Consider the following 20945-nt stretch of genomic DNA (forward strand, 5'->3'; position numbering starts at 1 on the left):
AAGATAAACTCACAATAAAATCTACTATTTTTTGAATAATCTGTATGCAGAAACTAAACATGCAATAAGACATAATGCAAATGAAACTGCAAAGGCTATATGCATTCCATAGACAAATAACATCGGCTGATTATCTATATAAGTTATTACTTTATAACCTGCTTTATGGCTCATTCCAAGATAAAGAATTGTAGTTGATAATGATATACCAATAATCATCCCTAAGTTTCTTGCAAGAGAATTTAAACTTCCAGCTATCCCTAACTTATTTGGTTTCACAGAGGACATTATTATTGAATTATTTGGTGATTGGAATAGTGCAACACCAACTCCATTCATAGTTGTAACTGCAACTAAATAAATAACTGATGTACTTTGATCTATAAACATATATAAAAATTGAGTTATTGTAACTACTACTAATCCTATAAATGTTAATATCTCTGATCCCATTCTATCTGATAAACTTCCACTTATAGGTGCAACAATCATCATTGCAATTGGAACAGACATTAATATAAATCCTGATACAATAGATGAATATCCTAAGGTCTTTTGAAGATAAAATGGCATTAAAACATTAAAGAATAATATTGCTGAAAATATTAAAAGTGCGCAGAATAACCCCATTGAGAATTCAAAGTTTTCAAACATCTTCATATCTATTAATGGTTCATCAATCCTATTCTCAACTCTTATAAATACAATTAATGAAATTATAGATATTATAAATAAAGTTATTACTGCAGGAGCCATAAATCCTGTTTCTTGACCTATAAAGATCGCTACAAATAATGAAACTACACTAATATCAAATAAAATAAACCCTTTATAATCTATTTTTATCTTAACTTTATCTTTATCTTCTTTAGGAAATACAAAGTATCCTAAAATTATAGCTACTATTCCTATTGGAATATTTATTAGAAATATATAATGCCATGAATAACTCTCGATTATAAATCCGCCTATTCCCGGCCCTGCAATGCTACCTAAAGATACAAAGCTTCCAAGAATTCCAAGTCCCTTTCCTCTCATTTCTCTTGGAAAATACTCAGTTATAATTCCAAAGTTTGTTGCCATAGTCATACTAGCTCCAATAGCTTGAACTGCTCTTGATACTAAAAGAAAAGTTAAACTAGTACTTATACCACATAGAAGTGATCCTATTACAAATATAACTGTCCCTATCTGGAAAACTTTAATTTTTCCTTTTGTATCACTTATTCTTCCGAAAAATATTAAAAGCATACATATTACAACTATATATAAAGAAACTATCCATTCAGCCTGATTCATGTTAATTGATAAATCTTGTGACATTACCGGCATTGCTATATTTACAATACTTCCATCTAATGTAGACATAAATGTAAATAAACAAGTTGCAATTAACATAAGCCAAATATTATACTTTTGTTCTGATTTACTATTATCTTTTATCATTTGTAATCCTCCCTTTTTTATTTTGTACAAATTTAAGTTATTTATCATATAACCTAATATATTTGCGCTCGCAATTTTACTGATAAAAAAATAAATCTTTGCGTTCGCAAATATAGTCTAATGTAAACTAGATTAATAGTCAATGTAAATATTCGGTAAGATATAATCTATACTTATTATGAAATCATTATAAAATTAAAAGGAGTTCAATTATTTCAACTCCTTTTATATCTATTTTATTTAATTTTATATTATGTAAGATTTCATTATCATTTACTACTATTTACTATTTTCATCTATGTAATTTTTTATATCCTCTATTTGTGCATTTGTAGATTTTATATTATCATCTATAGAATTTAATTCTTCACTTTTTGCTTTTAAAGTCTTTTCTTGACTTATGTATGTCTTTTCTAATTCTTCTTTTGTCTTATTATTTTTTGAAGTAAAAGCTGTACATCCTAATATAAAAAATATTACACCTAATATAATTGTACCTTTATTATATTTTATAAATTTAAAAATTTTATTCATCTAATATACCTCCATTAATAACATTTTGAACAAGGTGTTAAACCTTCTGCCTGTGCTTCACTTAATGTTATTTCAGTAGCCTGTGCTGAATGCGTGTTACCACAATGACTTGTACTATGATATTTTTTACCTGTTTTTGTTCTCCAAACCATAGCTCCAACTTGTTTGTTATCTGAGGATTTAGTATTGTCAGCATTCCTACTATTTGAAGAAGGTGCTACACTTTTAGATACTTCTGCCTCTTGCTTTTTCTTTGCAGCCTCTGCTTCTGCTTGCTCTTTCTTTTCTTTTTCTTCTTGTTCTTTTGCAAGCTTTTCTTCTTTAGCCTTGTCTATATCATCTTTTTTAGTTTGATATTCTGAAAGATTATTTTTTAGTTTATCTAAATCTTTTTTATCAGACTCTAATGATACATTCTTTTGTGATATTTGAGCTGCTATTTCTGTGTTCTTTGCTTGCATATCGCTTATTTCTTGGTCTGGAACATTGCCTGCAAAAGCAATTCCCCCTCCAATTAAAAAGCATGCTATACAAGAAATTAATATTTTCTTCTTATTTGATATAAATGACTTTATATTCAATTTTATCCCCCCTTGTTTATATAAGGAAATTATATCATGTATAATAGAAGTATTTTTTATTTTCAATAAACCAATTATTCTGAAATTTTTATTTGTTTTATGAAACTTTATATATAATAATATTTTTCTAAATTTTGTTATATATTTTGGATATTTTTTATAAAAATTGCTTTATTTTTTATAAGTTATTAATTTAACAATTTTATTTAATAAATAGAGTAATAGATTATAAAATCTATTACTCTATTACTTTTTTAAGTATTATTCCTTTTTTAAAGCTACCTCTTTGTGATTTCTTCTCTGCTCTTTTATTTAATAACTCCTCTTCTGAGTATCCTAAATTATCTGCAAGTGCAAATAGTACTTCCATAATATCTGTAAGTTCCTCTAAATTTTTATCTTCTAAATATTCATTTACTTCTTCATTTAATTTCTTTTCTAGGTATTTTTCTTTTTCTTTTCCCATTACTATTTTTATATCACATGTATTACCTGACTCTTCTATTATCTTTGGTATATCATCTCTCACTAATTTATTATACTCTTTCAAGATCTGCCACCGCCTCAATATTTTTATGGTCAATAAAATTATTTTCCCATATATTAAATCCTTGATTATACGCAATTTGATATAAAGGCTTTATTGTTTGCTCTATAGAACCTATAAAAATCTCTTTTTTAATTGGTTCATATAATTTAGTATCTTTATTAAAGCTTATATATAAATTTATATTATTATAATCTTCAAGTATTTTTCTTCCCTTTTCATTCTTCCTCATAAAATCAAAAGATTTAAATTGAAGTTCACAAAAATCATTAAAATATCTATCTAAATCAGGTAAATTATCACTTTTCTTGCTATTTATATTTTTAAATGTAGGTATTAAATTCCAAAGTTCATCATGTAATACAAAGCTCCAAGGAATAAAATGATCTATACTCATTACACCATATCTTTCATAATTCTCTTCATTCATTATTTGACCAGTATATATATCCTTTACCCCTATCTCTTTACTTACAAACTTCCAATAATCAGTTGGTGCTTTAAGGTTTCTATGAATTGGTGCCTCTAATTTAAATGCTATAGCTGGAACATTCGGATTTCTTTTTTGCAAGAAACATATTAGCTTGTACCTTATCCATCCATAAATTATTCTTTCATTACTTTCTATATATTTAGCCCATAAATCATTTACTATTATCCTTTTTTCACTTGGATCTGTTATATCTATTTTATAAAGTGAACCTTCATCTTCATTTGATAACTCAATAATTTTTCTATTTTTCTGACTCTTATCTAATCCTTTTATTTGGTTTTCATAAAAAGGTGATAATAGTCTATATGGAACCATATTACATAAATTTAATATATCTTTTTCTACCTCTTTATCAGTTTTACTCTCTAAAAACTCAATTAAATCTTCTTCTTTTGGATTTTTATTTATCTCATACCTATCCTTTATCTTATTTACCACTTCTCCTAAATTATCATGTACTCCAAAACTTAACTTAAATTCAACTAATGGATACCAAGCTGTAGCTATCATTCTACAAGCTAATTTTTTAAATGTTATCTCTTTATTTCCCTTTATTATTTCTTTTAATATTGCATCAAGCCAGAATAATTTATATGATGCTACCGTTACTTTTTCATCTAGTAATTTTTCTAACTTATTTATTCTTAAATTATTATCGTATGGTAATTTGATTTGCATTTATCTACTCCTATTTTTATTTATATGATTATTTTACCATTTTACTTTATCTATAATCTATATATTAGATGTATTCCTATATTATTAATTAACTTACAATTATTAAATCTCATAAAAAATAAAGCATCATTTCTGATGCTTTTGTATGTTTTAATTATTTAGTATTATATAAAATTTATTTATTACTTTCTATATATACTTGTAAATCTTCTAACTTATTATTTATATTTTGTATTTCATTATCTATAGAAGATATTTCTGTTTCCTTTTCCTTAAGTATAGATTCTTGGCTTGTATACTTATTCTCTAATTCTACCTTAATTGAGTTATTTTCTGATGCTCCAGCACCAATTCCCATAAATAAGAAAACTCCTGAAATAACTATAACTATTATATTACCTTTTATAAAATTTAATGATTTCTTCATTTAAATTGATCCCCCACTAATAACATTTTGAACAAGGTCCAAGCCCTTTAGCTTCTGCATCTGACTGTGATATTTGAGATGCCTTTGATGAATTTGTATTTCCACAATTATTTGTTCTATGATATTTTTTTCCCGTTGCAGTCTTCCATACCATAGCTCCAACAGGCTTAGTTACTGAATTATTTTCCTTGTTTCCACTACCATTTGATGTTTTTTTATTAGAAGGCTGATTATTTTTAGCTTCATTATCTTTAGCTATTTGTTGCTGTTTTTCTTTAGCTAGCTTTTCTGCTTCTTCTTTCTCTGCCTTTTCTTTTGCTAATCTCTCAGCATTTTCTTGCTCTTCTTGCTCTTTAGCCAACTTCTCTTGCTCTGCTTTTTCTATTTCATCTTTTTTATTTTCTAACTCAGACGTTGTACTTTGTAGTTTAGCAAGTTCTTCTCTCTTAGATTCTAATAAAGAATCCTTTTGAGAAACTTGTTCTACAATTTCTGAATGTCTAGCTTTAAAAGTACTAATTTCTTCATCTGAAGCATTAGTTGAAGTTGACATGGCTGTTCCAATTAAGAAACAAGCAATACAAGATATAATTGTTTTTTTCTTTTTCAATAAAAATGGCTTTATGTTCATTCTATTCCCCCCTCATTTTTCCTAGGAGATTATACCATATTTTTACTGGAATTTATTTAATTTAATCCCTCTAATATACACTTTGAAATAACATTTTGTTTAAAAAACTTATATTCTAAAAATTAAATATAATAAAATAAGTATATCGTTTAACAAATTATACCTATTTTAGACATTTTATTAATAATTTATTAAATTTTATATTATAATAAATCTAATATATATATCCCATAATACTTAATTTAATGTACTTAATAACATTCCATAATTAACTATTGTATAATTATTCTATAATATAAATCTTTATTAGGTGGTGATTTAAAGTGTATAAAGAATTAATGGATATTCCAGATTATAAATATTGGACTCTTATCAAGAAAATAGATAAAGGTTGGTCAGCAGATATAAAATATTACATAGAAGATTGTAATAAAAATAAATTACTCCTTAGACTTTCAGATATTAGTATGCTAAATCCTAAAAAGAAAGAGTTTGAAATAATAAAAAAATACAATTCTTTACCTTTTGAAATGTCAAAAGTAATTTCTTTTGGGATATGTAATAGTAAACAAAATATTTATATTCTCTTAACTTGGGTTGAAGGGGAATCCTTAATAACTGCTCTTCCAAAACTTTCTGAAAAGGCACAATATAGACTTGGCTTAGAAGCTGGAAATATTCTAAAAGAAATACACTCTATACCTATAAGAAAATCTGATATGCCTGTAGAAAATAGACAAGAACGAAAAGTGAAAAAACTAATTAAATATGAAAATAGTTCTATTCGTATTGATAACGATCAAGATGTATTAAAATTCATTAAGAAAAATATAAACAAATTAAATTCATTGCCTCCAGTATATACCCATGGCGACTTTCATGTTGGTAATTTAATTCTTACTCCTCATAATACTATAGGTGTAATTGACTTTAATAGATGGAAATGTGGAGATGTATATGAAGAGTTTTATAAAGTTCAATTCTTTGATATTGAAGTGAGTATTCCATTTTCAATAGGTCAAATTGATGGATATTTTAATAATGATCCTCCATTTAAATTTTGGGACATATTATCTGTTTACGTTGCACACTCTTCACTTACTGCAATAAATTGGGCTGAAACATTTGGAGAAGATGAAATTAATGGAATGAAATTAAGATGTATTAATGCTTTTAAAGACTTTAATAATTTTAAAAGCATTATTCCAAACTGGTACAAAGATAATTATAAAAAATATAGAACTATGATATAAATATATAAAAAAGAACTATTAGGTTAACCTAATAGTTCTTATACTTTCTATAATACTTTCAAAGTTTCTTTTAAAAACATTATGCAAAGCACTTAATTATTTTCTAGCTTTCATATCTGATTCTAGTTCTTTTGCAAATTCTTTTTCCATAGAAGCTTCTTCTTTTGCTTCTCTATCTAATTCTTGAGTTATTTTCTTTCCAAGAACATTAGCTTCTTTTTGATCTTCTTTATAAGCTTTGCTATTTTCATTTACAACCTTAAGATCTTCTTCTGCTTTATTTTTTATTTCTTCTTTTAATTCTTCAACTTTTTTACTCATAATAAAACCCTCCTAAATAGAAATTCAAATAGATTTCTAATATTTTTATACTCATATTATAACAAGATTATTTGAGAAAAAAATATCTTTGAATTAAGTTTAATTAAAACTATAATAAATCTTTACAAAGTAATATTTTTATTCATTTATAAACAAATTTATTATACTTTACTAGTTCTTAATAAAAGTTCTTCATCTATCTTAGAATAAATTGATTCTACATAATATATTCTATTACAAATTTTATATCTTATTTTAATTTATATTATATATTCTTTTATACTTGCTAAACTTATACCAGTTTTAATTGCTTTATAAATTTAATTAACATATAATGTAAATACAATCTATTTTTTTATAAAAGGAGGTCCTCATGAAAAAAATAATTTCTATAGCTCTACCAAGTCTACTTATACTTTCATTAATATTCATTGATCAATTAAATCCCCTTTCAAAATATATCTTAGTTGGATTATATCTTATATTTCCAATTGCATTTATCATTCAAGGTATACTTTGTAAAACTTCAAAAAATGATTTTATAGTAGGATTAGTACTATCTTCTATATCTATAATACTACCAAGCTATCTATTCTATAACATGGGTGGTGTGATAACATTTACAATAGTATATATACTAATTGGAACTTTATCCTTTTACTTATCAAACAAAGTAAAAGGAAAATCTATACTTAAAAGTAACTAATAAATAAAAGGTTTAGAATCTAAAAATATAAATTCTAAACCTTTTTATATGTCTTTATAAACAATAAATATCATGTGCAAAATACTTTATCTTACTCTTTTTTCTCTTTATTATTTCTGATACAAAGTAGAACACCAACAGTAGTAATAGCTATATTACAGCTTATCTCTGTAACCCAGCTATAGAAGAAAGTACTAAATATTATACTAAGGAAATATCCTATCATCGGACTTAAAAATATAATAACATATCCTATCCAATCAATCTTTAGTATATATTTAAAACTATCTAAAATACTTTTCCATGAAAGCTTATCCATCCTTCTCCCCCTAAATCCCTTAAATATTAATTATAACCCATATATATTTTACTATATTTTCTATAAACCTCCATTAAAAATATTAATTATATTTTAAAAATCTTTATTTTAAAAGTCTTACTATCATAATAGCTATCCCTAATTCTTTTATAACTTTTCATTTAATTCCATAAGTTTATCATAAAATTCCTTATACTAACTACTTAATACTTTCGTATTAGGTATAAAGATATCATAGTATCCACTGCTACTTAAATTTTATCTTTCTTTCCCTCTATCAATTAAATACTAAAATTAATTTTTATTATTTATATAGTTTAAAAATTAAAATCTAATTCTTATTAACTCAGATAAATATATACAAACTCTAAACTTAACTGATATTAATAAAAAAGCTTAGAAGTTATAAATCTATATCTTCTAAGCTTTTTATTTTACTTTAAATATTTATTTTAAATATTAATATAATTGCTTTCATCCCTCTATCATTAATATCTATTTTTTATATTAATTTTAGTACCTAAATTAGATATTTTATTTAAGCCTCTATTTCTATACTCTTTTGGGGGTATAATGTTGTACCCCAAATTGAAAAAGCACTTTGTTTTGTTAAAGGAACATTCTTTTGATCAAATACAGTTCTCCACCATTCCCACGCAAGGCCTGTACATTCTTCTGCTTTAACTCTTATATTTCTTGCATTCCCATCTAGTGGAATTTCGGTATAGAAATGAGCTGTTCTATCATATCCATTTCCATCCCAAGCCTTATGCTTTAAAACTTCATTTCCATCTTTATCATAAGAAACTTCATCCCAAGTAACATAGAACCTTGCTACATAGGCTCCACTATGATCTAAAGATATTTTTCCACTTGAATATTCTGTAGATGTAGTTTCTACATAATCAGTCTTATTATTAATTGAGGCTATAGCATTATCCTTTAAAAATACGCTTGTGTATGATATTGGATATCCAGGATTTTTAGCACTCATTTCAGCGTTAGACTTTATAACATTTCTGATTTCGTTAAAATCAGTAGTTATGATTTTGTTATGTTCTTTTGAATCTCCACCTAATACTACTGCTGTAAATGAGCTTTGATTAAGTATATCTTTGTATTCTGAATTGCTTTCAATATCTCCCTTTTGTAACAATGCTTTAAAAGCAGCTTTTACATCTTTACTTTTTGATGTTGATTCTAACTTTACAAAAATAGTTCTTCCATAAGAAACATTTGATACTAGTGCAGGTGGATTTTCATTATTTATACCTTTTGCTTGTAAATCCTTAAAAGTAACACTTTCATCAAATAAATCTGATGGCTTTTCAGGTAAATCAATGCTTGCTGTATAGAATATTTGCTTGTATGCAGCAACCATAACATTTTTCTGACCTTTAGATATTGCATTAAAATCTATTCCAAGTGAAGTTCCAACTGCTTTAGAATTAACTTTAAGTGCAGTTGAAAGTTGTGATTCACTGTATACCATTGACTCTGAATATTGTGTTCTTGATGGTAATGTATGTGTTGAAGAGTATTTAGAATTCCACTTAGATACTAGAGTATCTATCGCTGCTGATACATTAGAGTATGTAGGATTTTCTACTACAGCTTTATTTTCGCTTCCCATCCCCGGTAAATCTACACTCACAGTTAGAGGTCTTCTTTTAGCTATTATTATGTCTGGTCTATTTTCTACAAGTGATCTATTAGCAAGCTGTATTGCTCCTGGATAAGTTCTATCAGTTACAGCATCAATTAGGGCAATGTCTGCTGTTCTTGATGAGATATTCTTTTTCTCATGGTTAACTACTATAAATTTTCCTGACTCTCTTTTTCCTTGAGTTGGAACAAAGCTTTCTATTTTATCTCCATTTGCTGATAATATTTCATTACGATTATAAGTTAAATTATAAATTCCATTATTGATAGCATCACTATTAACTTGTCCCAAATCACTATTTTGTGCATTTTTATTCAATTCACTACCATAAGTAACTTGAATTGGTTGAATGATAAAACAACTGATTATCATTATGTAAAGTAATAGGTGCCTTAATATTTTTTTCATTTGTGTGTCCCCCTTTTTGTTTTCAAATTTTATTAATATTTTTAATTTTATATTAATAAACTGGTTAATTAATTATACTAAGGAAATATATTCTTAATCAATGTTTAAAATAAAACTTTAAATTTTATTCATAAGTGCCTAGTAGTATATACTTTAAACACTTTTTTATATTAAAAGTTTCATATTGTATATTTATTCATAAATCAACATCACATGCCCTTGCCAACCATCCAAAAATTCATATTTATTCACCCAATCTGCATATAAACATTATGTTTTATTACTTCATTCAAATTATCTATTTTAATAAATACGCCTCTCAATTTATATGAATATTTTATTAATAGAATTCATTTTTTACTTATATTTTTTCATAAAAATTTTCCCTTCTATTTTTTTCTATATATTAAATTTATTTTGCTTTAACTTATTCTAAATAAAATATATGTATACGAAAGTAAATTCCTAGAAAGATTTATAGCCAATTACTCTTATAATTTTTAATTCACTAAACTTAATATTTTAGTATACATAGCTACTGCTTTGAACAAACTAAGATAAACTTTTAACAATTAAAGGAGTAATTAATAATGAAAAAAATCATAAAAAATTCCCTATTGCTATTATTTTTATTTAATTTAGTTTTTGTCCCAATAAAAGCTATGACTATAGAAAATACATCCTATAAAGATGAATCTTACAGTAAGGCTGCCTGTGACTTAAAAATGGCTGAGAGAAAGCTTTGGATAGACCATGTCTTATGGACTAGAAGCTTTATTGTAAGTGATTTAGCTTCACTTGAAGATAAGGAACCTGTATTAGAAAGACTTCTTAAAAACCAAGATGATATCGGTAATTCAATAAAACCTTATTATGGTAAAGAAGCTGGAGATAAGCTCGCCGCTCTATTAAGAGATCATATAAAACTTGCCGGACAAGTTGTTGATGCTGCTAAAAGTGGAAAGAAGAGAGACTTAGAAAAGTATAATAAACTATGGTATGAAAATGCAGATGAAATAGCTAATTTTTTAAGTTCTGTTAATCCTAAATATTCAAATAAAGTTTTAAAAGATATGTTATATAGACACTTACAACTTGTCACAGAGCAAGCTGTAAATAGATTAAATAAGGATTGGAAAAAAGATATTGAAGCATTTGATGAAGGTGAAGATCATATGATTAAATTTGCTTATATAATTGCTGAAGGTATCATTAGACAATTTCCTCAAAAATTCAAATAATAATTATAAGTTTATTTTTATATAGATGTTTTTAATATTGTGCCCTATAAATACAGCAAAAAATAAGAAAGCTACTTTTAGTAACTTTCTTATCTGATTTTGAATATCTTTAAGTTTATCTAAATACTTTATCCTATCTAATGCCATGTTATTTTTCTGCTTTTACTTACTATCATAACCATTATTTATATTGTTTGATTTTTGTAATTCTGAATCTATTCTTCCTTTTAAATCATCGAAAGTTTTCTTTTTGATCTCCATTTAATTTTTTATTTTGTAATGAATCTAATAATTTTTTAGCTTGGCTATATTCTTTTTATTTATTAATTTTTAATTTTTACTTATACTATCGTTTTATATAATTAATATAGTTATTATTTTAATTCTTTATAATTTTAAATTTTTATATCTTCTATAAAAAGCTACAGATAGAAGCATATAGTTTAATAACATACCAATATACACTCCGTATAACCTAAGATTTAATACTTTAGCAAATGAAAATATAAAAATCATCCCTATAGAATTAATTATTATTGATGATATAAATACCCAGTTTACATCACCATATCCTTGAAGACTATACTTATATACAGTTAAAGGAATATATAAAATATTTATAATAAAAGCTAAAGTCATATATTCAATAGAACTTTTAATTAATTGTTGATCATCTGTTATTAAATATGGTATATAATTTTTAAGCATTAAAAATATTATTGATAAACTTAAATAAAATATCATAGAAAGCAACAAACATCTTCTAGCTGTTACCTTAATAAGTCTAATATTTTTAGCGTTTAAATTCTCTGCTATTATTGTAAGTGAAGCCTGAGAGTATGCATATATTGGCATAGATGCAATGCCTACTATTGATAAAAGCAAGTTATATGCTGAAACTTCTAAAACTCCTATTCGTGATAAAATTGAATTTATTCCTATAATAAGTAATGTCGATTCAAGTATTTCTTCTCCCATTATTGGCATAGATAACCTTACAGTATTCTTTAAATTTTCAATTAAATTTAAATTTAAAATTTTTATAACTTCGTCTTTCCTTATAGCAATTACATATACTACAACATTTAAAACAAGAGCCAGTATTGTTCCAATTGCATTGCCCTTAATTCCAAACCTTGAAAAGCCTAATTTTCCAAATATAAGTATGTAATCAAATAATACATTAGATACTGATGCTATCATATTTCCATATAGTATATACTTTGTCCTATTCATAATTTTAAAGTAAGAGGAAAAAGTGAAAAGTATCATATTTAATCCAATAGATAGACTAAATATATTAAAGTATTCAACAGCTTGAACTAAATTTTCTCCTTTAAGTCCATATAAATATTCTATTAAAGAATATCCAAACTTTAAAGTTCCAAGAAAGAATATCAATCCAACTATAGTACTTATAAATATATTAAGCATAAAGTTATTTCTTAATTTATCATAATCATTTTCACCCTTACATCTTGAGCCAATTATATTAAATCCTACTGAAATAGAACCTAATACTCCTGTTATACTATTTACAGTAGTTGATATAATACCTACTGAAGCAAATCCCACTAAGGATACTCTTCCAATCATTGCTTCATCACATATACTAATAATCATTGATGAAAAATTATTTAGCATTAAAGATATTGCTATATTATTTATCTTTTTATATTCTATATTACTAAAAGTACTTATTAAATTTTTTATTATCATTTAAACCACCCTTCTTTTTTACTTAAAAAAGAAGGGAAAATGCAGGCGCATAAAACATATTGTCATCTCCTTTATTTAATTTATGTGTAAATTAAATATTATAAAAATAAAATCATACCTATTTGCAGTAGGGTTCTTTATTTTTCCTTATCTATAATTATATTTCACTTGAAATTTTTGTAAAGAATTTTAATGTATTATAATTTTCATATTAAAAATAATTATTATATTATAATGGTTTTTAACTAATAATATTAATTAAATGTGTATATATTTAACAAATATGATACTTTATTAAAACCTTTACTTACATTTGTTTCTATATATTCACTTAAGTTTTATAATAGTCATATAATTGAAAATTAATAGTTTTGTGTGTGAAAGGAATAATTTTTATGAGTAAACATGAATTTTTAAACATTAGAATTCCTATCGAAAAGGATAATCCCTCTATACAAAGACATGAAGAATTATGTATTAAATGTGGTCAATGTAGACGTGTCTGTGAAAATGATATTGCTGTTGGAAGACTATATGATATTGAAAGTACTGGTGATAAGGCAATATGCATTAATTGTGGTCAATGCTCTGATGTATGCCCTGCCAATTCAATAACTGAAGTATATGAATATGAAGATGTACGTGCAGCTATAAATGACCCTAAAAAGATTGTTATATTTAGTACTTCACCTTCTGTACGTGTGGCACTTGGAGAAGAATTTAATTTACCTGCTGGTTCCTTTGTTGAAGGTCAAATGGTAGCTGCACTTAGAGCTCTTGGTGCTGATTATGTATTAGATGTTGATTTTGCAGCTGATCTAACTATTATGGAGGAAGCCTCTGAACTTATTGAGCGTATAACTAAGAAAACAAAGCCATTACCTCAATTTACAAGTTGTTGTCCTGCTTGGGTTAAATTCGCTGAGACTTTTTATCCAAGTATTCTACCTAACATTTCCTCAGTAAAAAGCCCTATTGGAATGCAATCTGTTACTATCAAAACATATTTTGCAAAGGCAAAAGGAATTAATCCTAGAGATATTGTTAATGTAACCGTAACTCCATGTACTGCTAAAAAATTTGAAATTCGTCGTCCTGAAATGAATTCTTCTGCTTCTTATAATAATATTCCAGAACTTAGAGATATGGATCATATTATTACTACTAGAGAACTTGCTAAATGGATGAAAGAAGATAATATTTCTTTTGATTCATTAGCTCCAAGTAAATATGATAAGCTTATGGGTGAAGCTTCTGGTGGTGGAATTATCTTTGGAAATACTGGAGGTGTAATGGAAGCTGCCCTTCGTACAGCTTATTACTTTATTACAAATGAAAACCCTCCTGAAAAATTATTAGATTTAACTCCAGTTCGTGGACTTGAAGATATTCGTGAAGCAACAGTTAGCATTGGAGATCTATCATTAAAAGTTGCAATTGTCCATGGAACTGATAATGCAAAGACATTAATAGATAAATTAAATGCTTCTGAAGTTTCTTATGATTTTGTTGAAGTTATGACTTGTCGTGGTGGTTGCATAGGTGGAGGTGGACAACCTAAGAGCGCTATCCCTATGGTTGATAATATTCGTTCTAAAAGAATTCATGCTTTATATAATAGAGATGAGCATAAGTCTATAAGATCAAGTTATGAAAACCCTGATATAAAGCGCGTTTATGAAGAGTTTTATGGTGAACCACTTAGTGACCTTGCTAAAGAATTACTTCATACAACTTATACTGATAGAAGTGATACTTTAGGTCCAAAGGGAATGGTCTGTGAAAGACTTTCTAACTATACACCAACTATAAACAACGATGTATCTACTAGTACATCTAAGAATGGTTCTAATGGTTCTAAGAAGAGCTATAAGTGTTCTATTTGTGGATATATTTATGTTGGTGATGAAATTCCTGATGATTATAAATGTCCAATTTGCGGTGCTAGCAAGGACGCCTTTGTTCTTTTGAACGACAACAATTCTACTGAAGATACTACTTCTGATGAAGATAATGATTCTAATAGAACTAAAAAAAGGTATAGATGTTCTATCTGCGGATACATTTATATTGGTGATGATATCCCCGATAATTATATATGCCCTGTTTGCGGTGCCAGTAAGGATGCCTTTGTTCTTTTAGAAGATAATAATTCTAATAAAGATACTGCTTCCAGTGAAACTAAGAAAAGTTATAAGTGTTCTGTCTGTGGATATATTTATGTTGGTGATGAAATTCCTGATAATTATACATGCCCTGTTTGTGGTTCTAGTAAGGAGGTCTTTGTTCCTATTGAAGAGTAATGTGAAGTAAAACTTTTATATTTATTCTTAATAATTTTATTGCAATATTATAAAAAAGTACTGTATAGAGAAAATCTATACAGTACTTTATTTTAAATAATAACTAATAAAATTTTATTCCTTTAAATTATAATATCCTAAAATAGTTAAGATTTTATAATTTAAATTTTATTATTCTATCTCATTATTAAGAAACTTCTTCTTCACTTAATAACCCTTTATTTCCTACTTTATCCTTAACTAAATTTAAACACATACCTATACCTACTCCAAATAAAGCTGGAAGTACCCATCCTAATCCTCTATCATAAAATGGCAACCATTTAACCATGTTTTCAATGACTGAAATATTAATAGAAGCATTACTTAATGCATAGATAACACTTACACAAGAAGTAATTCCTATAGTTACTCCATATACTATCTGATTTCCTTTAAAGAACTTATCACACATTGCCAGCATAATTAAAACTATAGCTACAGGGTATATTGCATCAAGAACTGGAACTGATACTTTAAGAATCTTTGTAAGTCCCATATTAGCCAGTACCATACTTGATAATGAAAGAACTCTAACCCAAGTTTTATAACTTACCTTTGAGCTTAACGTTACAAAATATTGACTACATGAAGTTATAAGTCCAACGCAAGTTGTAAGACAAGCTAATGTAAAGATTACTGCAAGAAGTACAGCTCCTGCGTCACCAAAGATATATAACATTACATTTGCAAGGGTTTGTGCTCCATTTTCAGTTCCGCCAAATCTTCCACCACTTGTTGCTCCTAAGTGGGCTAACATTGAATAGATTATAATTAATAATCCTCCTGCAAATATTCCTGCCTTTACTGAATTCTTAACTACTGCCTGTTCACCCTTAATTCCTTTAGATTTTATTACAAGTGATATAACGATACCGAAATTTAAAGCTGCAATTGTATCCATAGTCATATACCCATCTAAAAATCCACTTATAAAAGGTGAATCTATATAACTTCCTGTTACCTCTCCATAAGAACCTAATGGCTTAAAAACACTAGCTATAAAAATTGCTGAAATTAAGATTAATAAAGTTGGTGTTAAAATTTTACCCATACGATCAACTAACTTAGATGGAGTTAAACAAAGCCAGTATGCTACTAAGAAAAATACAAATGTATATATGAATAATGCTAATCCATGTGATATTAATCCTTCTGGTAGAAATGGTCTTACGGCCATTTCAAAAGGTAAACTTCCTGCCCTTGGAATTCCAAGCCCTGGTCCAATTGAAAGGTATATAAGAACTGTGAATACAGTTGCAAATAGAGGATGAACCCTACTTGCTAAGTTGTGAAGTCCTGAAGATTTTGCTACTGCAATAACTCCTAGAATAGGAAACCCAACTGCTGTAATAAAGAATCCTATCATAGTGACCCATGTTGCATTTCCTGCTGCTTGCCCTAAAAAAGGTGGAAAAATTAGATTTCCAGCTCCGAAAAATAATGAAAAAAGCATTAAGCTTACAAGTACTAAATCTTTTCTTGATAAATTATTCATTTTAAAATTCCCCCAATTAATCATTTTACTTTTTAAATCATTCCAGTTTTATGTCTCCCTCTATGTCCATATAAATGCCCCCTTTTTTTCTATTAATTTATGTAGTAACGCTAAACTACAATGTGGTATAAGTTATATACATTTTTTATAAGGATTTATCTAAGCACTTATTATTAAATTCTTAAAGTATAGCACTCTTAAAATCCCTAAAAAAATAAAAAAATCCCCGTCCCTATAAAAGGGACGAGGTCTAATCGCGTTACCACCCTAATTCTATAAACAAATTATTATAATAAAACTTAATTTAATATATAAATTAAGTATGTTTATAGCACCTTAACTACGTACATCTTAATACGCCTTTCCTGTAACGGTGAAAATCCGATAAAGCTTACTAAAAAATATTTTCAGCTTTACTTCTCAGAGATGATTTTCGGAAATACATTGAACATTGGCTTACAGCAAAATGCCAACTCTCTGTAGAACAATAATATACTTACTTTTTCTCGTCATAGAATTTAATTTTGGTCTTCATTAAATTTTATTATATTTTATACCACTGTTTTTAAATTGTCAATTGTTTTCCAAACTTTTTTTATTTAGTTATTATTCTAAAAAATTTTTCGTCTATTTTTTATATAAATATATTTATTTATATAAAAATATTTGCTTATAAAATATTATTCTTTTCCAAAAAATCTATATCCTCAAGTATTTTTTCAAAATCATCATCCTTTATTATATGATTATCCTCAGAAAATACTATACCTCGCTTAAAAACTCCTTTTATATATCCGAATTCGTGTGTAGAACATATTATTGTTTTTCCACTCTCATTAAGCTTTATTAATAATTCTCTTATGAATTTTTTCCCTTTAGGATCTATTTCATTTAGTGGTTCATCTAATACAAGAATTTCTGGATTTAAAGAAAGCACACTAGCAATTGCAACTCTTTTCTTTTCTCCTCCACTTAAATTATATGGTTCTCTATCTTTAAGGTCTTTTATATTTAATAATTCTAAACAATCATTAACTCTGCTTTGTACTTGCTCTTCCCTTAGTCCCATTTGTCTTGGCCCAAAAGCCACTTCATCATATACTGTTGAGCAGAAAAGCTGAGCATTAGAATTTTGAAATATAAATCCAATTCTTTTATGAAAACTTTTTGAAAAGGTAGTATCATTTAATTTCTTTTCTGTAATATCATCATCATCAAATATATATTTTCCTTCTTCTAGATTTAAAATACCATTTAAAATTTTCAATAATGTAGACTTACCACAACCATTAGGCCCAATTAAAGCTACTGATTCTCCCTCTTTTATTTCAATATTTATATCTCTAAGTGCAATCTTATCCTTATAGGAAAAATATACATTTTCTAATTTTATCATAAAACTTCATCCTTCTCTTTAGTTACTTTTTTCTATTTATACTATAAAAAATACTACTACCATTAATACGCTAACAAATAAATATATTGCATCTGCTACTGTAAATTTTAATTTTGAATATACTACATATTCTCCTGTAAAGCCCCTACATTCCATAGCTGAATACATCTCTTCACCCATTGTTTTTGATTTTAGAAATAAATTCCCTATAATTCTTGATAATGAATTTCTTTTTTCTTTATTTTTCCCAACAGATTTTAATTTTAATGCATATAACATCTTAAGTGAAAAATCTCCTAATACATATATATATTTTATAGTTATATCAAATACTAATATAAACATATCTGGAATAAAAAATATTTTAAGTGCTTTAGTTATATCACTCCATTTTGTTGTATATGAAAGTGTATTAACAAGCACTACTGTTATATATACTTTTAAAATTAACATTATACTACTTTGTGTGTTTCCCATAAAAAATATAGATGGCAATAACATTATTAGGGTAATTACAGGAACTATTAAGCTCACTACTAATATCTTTTTTATTGCAATTCCATCTAAAAGGCATAAATATACTAATGAGTATGCTAACATAAAATATACAAAATCCATGTTCTTAGATAGTGATAAAAATATAATTAATCCTATAGTAGATGATAATTTTACAAGTGGATTTATTTTATATATTAATACATCTGAACTATTATTCTCTCTTCGTATCTTAGAAAGTATTGTTATAATTCCAACTATACTTTTATCTAAAAACTTTTCTTTATCTCTAACCGGTTCATAATCATCCTTCTTTAATAACCATTCACTAACTTCCATAATCTATAGATTCTAAAAAATATATAACTATTTTTAGAATCTCAATTCACCTCTTTTATACTTATTAATAACCTTCAGCATATATAATAATAAATCATAGAAAAGCTAAGTGTTTACTTTAACCTTTCTATGATTTATTTGATATTTTTATTCTTTCTTAAGACTTGCAATTACTTTAAATAATATTATAAGTACTGCTACTCCTATTACTGCCGATAATATATATCCTGTAACAGACCCCAATCCACTAAATCCATATCCATCTCCAAGAGCATGATATGAAAAACCTGAATTCATTCCCTTAGGAATATATCCAATTAAATCCTTTACTTCATCAGCGCCCCATTCACCCCAAGCTGCACCTGATGTTATAAGTCCAATAGGTGTTAAGATTATCATTACAATTATAGCAATAATTGAAGATTTAAATGCTGTGTTTACGTTTTCTTCACCTGCATCATGAATCATTTCTGGTGATACTTTTTTAATATAAGCATAGACTCCTACCGTAACAGCCCCTTCAAGTAATCCAATTAAAAGATGTGTTGATACCATAGCTGGTATTGATACGCCTAATGAATATGGACAATATAAAGGTTGTCCTAGTGAATTTTTAAATAATAAAGGTTGTATTCCAAATTCTATTGCTGCACATAACGCTGCTATATTTAATCCTAAATAGCTTCCAAGAAAAACTGCTACATACTCTCCCTTATCACTTTTAAATTTTGATTTTAAAAATGTATAAGTATAATAACCAACAATAGGCATAATAAAGGCCATGTTAAATGTATTTGCTCCATATGCAAGTATTCCACCATCACCGAAGAATAAGCATTGTATTAACAAGGCTATACTAACGGCTATGGTGGCCGATGCTGGACCTAACATTATAGCTATTAATACGGCACCAACTGCATGAGCGCTAGTTCCTCCTGGTGCTGGAACATTAAACATCATTAATAGAAATGAAAATGCTGCACAAACTCCAAGCATTGGGATTTTCTTTTTACTTAAGTTTCTCCTTACTTTACTTATAGAATGTTTCCATACCGGAATCATAACAGCTCCCATAACTGCACAAGTAGAAGGACTTAAATAATTCTCTGGTATATGCATAGTTTCTCCTCCAAACAGTATGACATATTTCTATATTATTAAATATATTTAATAATATAGATTTCCTAAGTTTATTATTAACAACTTAATTCTATATAATAATTTTTTCCTATTCAAGGATTATAGGATTCTTATGTATTAAATTAACAAATATTTAAATATAGCGTAATAAAATAAATTATATATAGACTAAACTTAAATAAAAAAGCTTAAAGTAAATATATTTACTTTAAGCTTTTTTATCTAATAAACAGTTCTTAACCAATTATTAATTTTGCTACTGATTGCCCAATTACAACTCCTATAAGACTTAAAAATAAATTTAAAAACAAATTCAGTATTCCTAAATGTATTTTTCCATTTGTAATAAGAGTAATGGATTCTAATGAAAAAGTTGAGAATGTTGTAAGACCTCCAAATACACCTGTTGTTATAAATAACTTTGCCTTTGGAGACACTAAATCTGCTAGACTAAGCTGAACAATAAATCCTATAAGTATAGCTCCTACAACATTTACTATTAGGGTTCCATATGGTATTGGATTTTTAAAGTTCCTTGTAAAAAAATCTGATATTATATATCTTGTTGCTGCTCCAATAAAGCCTCCACACCCTACTATTAATACTAGTATGCCTTTCATCAAAGCATCTCCTTCCTAATCTTTAATTATTTTTCTTTTGCTTCTCTTATATTTACTAAAAATAAAGTAGTATCCTTCTATTAGAATTTTAATAAAACTACTATTAAATTTAGTGTTTAATTTAAACATTCTTCTAATATTGCAG

The 20945-nt window shown here is 26.7% G+C and carries 20 protein-coding genes and 1 other annotated feature; of the genes, 4 read left to right on the plus strand and 16 right to left on the minus strand.

Annotation, left to right across the window (positions count from 1 at the left end):
- Positions 1-24 precede the first annotated feature (24 nt).
- The 7 genes from K5V21_RS12925 to K5V21_RS12955 form a co-directional block, all read right to left on the minus strand.
- Positions 25-1446 (minus strand): MFS transporter, encoded by a 1422-nt coding sequence (locus K5V21_RS12925; protein ID WP_221861604.1) that lies wholly within the window; start codon positions 1444-1446, stop codon positions 25-27.
- A 279-nt stretch (positions 1447-1725) separates the two neighbouring features.
- Positions 1726-1980 carry a hypothetical protein gene (locus tag K5V21_RS12930; protein ID WP_221861605.1) on the minus strand — a complete coding sequence of 85 codons (255 nt, stop codon included), beginning with the start codon at positions 1978-1980 and terminating at the stop codon, positions 1726-1728.
- Positions 1981-1994: 14 nt separating this feature from the next.
- On the minus strand, positions 1995-2561 hold the full coding sequence (locus K5V21_RS12935) for a hypothetical protein (RefSeq protein ID WP_221861606.1): 567 nt from the start codon (positions 2559-2561) through the stop codon (positions 1995-1997).
- Positions 2562-2799: 238 nt separating this feature from the next.
- The gene (locus K5V21_RS12940; RefSeq protein WP_221861607.1) at positions 2800-3111 is read right to left on the minus strand and encodes a nucleoside triphosphate pyrophosphohydrolase; all 312 of its coding nucleotides are present in this window, start codon (positions 3109-3111) and stop codon (positions 2800-2802) included.
- Entirely contained in the window at positions 3098-4279 is a 1182-nt protein-coding gene (locus tag K5V21_RS12945) for an HNH endonuclease domain-containing protein (protein ID WP_221861608.1), read from the minus strand. Before K5V21_RS12945 ends, K5V21_RS12940 begins: the two co-directional genes overlap by 14 nt.
- A gap of 175 nt (positions 4280-4454) precedes the next feature.
- Positions 4455-4706: a hypothetical protein gene (locus tag K5V21_RS12950; RefSeq protein WP_221861609.1), complete on the minus strand. Its 252-nt coding sequence runs from the start codon at positions 4704-4706 to the stop codon at positions 4455-4457.
- A 16-nt stretch (positions 4707-4722) separates the two neighbouring features.
- Complete coding sequence (locus K5V21_RS12955) at positions 4723-5337, minus strand: hypothetical protein (RefSeq protein WP_221861610.1); 615 nt, start codon at positions 5335-5337, stop codon at positions 4723-4725.
- 323 nt (positions 5338-5660) lie between these two features.
- Between K5V21_RS12955 and K5V21_RS12960 the strand changes: the two genes are divergently transcribed.
- The gene (locus K5V21_RS12960; RefSeq protein ID WP_307495049.1) at positions 5661-6590 is read left to right on the plus strand and encodes an aminoglycoside phosphotransferase family protein; all 930 of its coding nucleotides are present in this window, start codon (positions 5661-5663) and stop codon (positions 6588-6590) included.
- A gap of 96 nt (positions 6591-6686) precedes the next feature.
- On the opposite strand, the gene K5V21_RS12965 is transcribed toward K5V21_RS12960, so the two are convergent.
- The gene (locus tag K5V21_RS12965; RefSeq protein ID WP_221861611.1) at positions 6687-6911 is read right to left on the minus strand and encodes a hypothetical protein; all 225 of its coding nucleotides are present in this window, start codon (positions 6909-6911) and stop codon (positions 6687-6689) included.
- Between the two features lie 373 nt (positions 6912-7284).
- On the opposite strand from K5V21_RS12965, the gene K5V21_RS12970 reads away from it, so the two are divergent.
- A complete protein-coding gene (locus tag K5V21_RS12970; protein ID WP_221861612.1) occupies positions 7285-7617 on the plus strand; it encodes a hypothetical protein in 333 nt (110 codons plus the stop codon).
- Positions 7618-7708: 91 nt separating this feature from the next.
- On the opposite strand, the gene K5V21_RS12975 is transcribed toward K5V21_RS12970, so the two are convergent.
- Complete coding sequence (locus K5V21_RS12975) at positions 7709-7936, minus strand: hypothetical protein (protein ID WP_221861613.1); 228 nt, start codon at positions 7934-7936, stop codon at positions 7709-7711.
- A 538-nt stretch (positions 7937-8474) separates the two neighbouring features.
- Entirely contained in the window at positions 8475-10010 is a 1536-nt protein-coding gene (locus tag K5V21_RS12980) for a thiol-activated cytolysin family protein (RefSeq protein WP_245000723.1), read from the minus strand.
- 590 nt (positions 10011-10600) lie between these two features.
- On the opposite strand from K5V21_RS12980, the gene K5V21_RS12985 reads away from it, so the two are divergent.
- On the plus strand, positions 10601-11251 hold the full coding sequence (locus K5V21_RS12985) for a glycosyltransferase (RefSeq protein WP_221861614.1): 651 nt from the start codon (positions 10601-10603) through the stop codon (positions 11249-11251).
- Positions 11252-11638: 387 nt separating this feature from the next.
- Here the strand turns inward: K5V21_RS12985 and K5V21_RS12990 are convergent, their stop codons facing one another.
- Complete coding sequence (locus K5V21_RS12990) at positions 11639-12970, minus strand: MATE family efflux transporter (RefSeq protein WP_221861615.1); 1332 nt, start codon at positions 12968-12970, stop codon at positions 11639-11641.
- 395 nt (positions 12971-13365) lie between these two features.
- On the opposite strand from K5V21_RS12990, the gene K5V21_RS12995 reads away from it, so the two are divergent.
- Positions 13366-15273 (plus strand): [FeFe] hydrogenase, group A, encoded by a 1908-nt coding sequence (locus K5V21_RS12995; RefSeq protein WP_221861616.1) that lies wholly within the window; start codon positions 13366-13368, stop codon positions 15271-15273.
- 187 nt (positions 15274-15460) lie between these two features.
- Here the strand turns inward: K5V21_RS12995 and brnQ are convergent, their stop codons facing one another.
- The 5 genes from brnQ to crcB form a co-directional block, all read right to left on the minus strand.
- A complete protein-coding gene (gene brnQ / locus K5V21_RS13000; RefSeq protein ID WP_221861617.1) occupies positions 15461-16810 on the minus strand; it encodes a branched-chain amino acid transport system II carrier protein in 1350 nt (449 codons plus the stop codon).
- Positions 16811-17046: 236 nt separating this feature from the next.
- Positions 17047-17332: a binding site (T-box leader), on the minus strand.
- Between the two features lie 148 nt (positions 17333-17480).
- Positions 17481-18206, minus strand: a complete 726-nt coding sequence (locus tag K5V21_RS13005; protein ID WP_221861618.1) for an energy-coupling factor ABC transporter ATP-binding protein — start codon at positions 18204-18206, stop codon at positions 17481-17483.
- 36 nt (positions 18207-18242) lie between these two features.
- Positions 18243-19040: an energy-coupling factor transporter transmembrane component T family protein gene (locus K5V21_RS13010; RefSeq protein WP_221861619.1), complete on the minus strand. Its 798-nt coding sequence runs from the start codon at positions 19038-19040 to the stop codon at positions 18243-18245.
- A gap of 147 nt (positions 19041-19187) precedes the next feature.
- Positions 19188-20159, minus strand: a complete 972-nt coding sequence (cbiM, locus tag K5V21_RS13015; protein ID WP_221861620.1) for a cobalt transporter CbiM — start codon at positions 20157-20159, stop codon at positions 19188-19190.
- A gap of 257 nt (positions 20160-20416) precedes the next feature.
- The gene (gene crcB, locus K5V21_RS13020; RefSeq protein WP_204593497.1) at positions 20417-20803 is read right to left on the minus strand and encodes a fluoride efflux transporter CrcB; all 387 of its coding nucleotides are present in this window, start codon (positions 20801-20803) and stop codon (positions 20417-20419) included.
- Positions 20804-20945 lie beyond the last annotated feature (142 nt).

This window comes from Clostridium sardiniense, from assembly GCF_019753795.1.
Taxonomy (GTDB): Bacteria; Bacillota; Clostridia; order Clostridiales; family Clostridiaceae; genus Clostridium; species Clostridium sardiniense.